Genomic DNA, 289 nt, shown 5'->3' on the forward strand with positions numbered 1-289 from the left:
GGCTTTGCGTTTACCGCCGGCTTGTTGATTATCCCGGCGTTTTACGTCGCCAAAGCCCAAGGAGTGGCGGTATATTCAGACAGCGGTGAGCTGATTGCCGGCCCCTGTTTGATTTTTCAGGTACTACCCGCACTGTTCGCCCATATGGGCGGAGCCGGTGACTGGATGGCCATCGCGTTTTTCGCCCTAATGAGCATCGCCGCCCTCACCTCCGCTATTTGCTTGCTGGAAGTTCCGGTATCGATATGTGTTGAGCGCTGGCAGCTCAGCCGCACCAAAGCCGCCTGGT

1 pseudogene is annotated in these 289 nt (G+C 57.4%); it reads left to right on the forward strand.

Features of this window, described 5'->3' with window-relative positions:
- Positions 1-289 (forward strand): annotated as a pseudogene (locus tag Q4563_RS19085) (sodium-dependent transporter); the annotation flags it as partial.

The sequence above is a fragment of the Gilvimarinus sp. 1_MG-2023 genome (assembly GCF_030548285.1).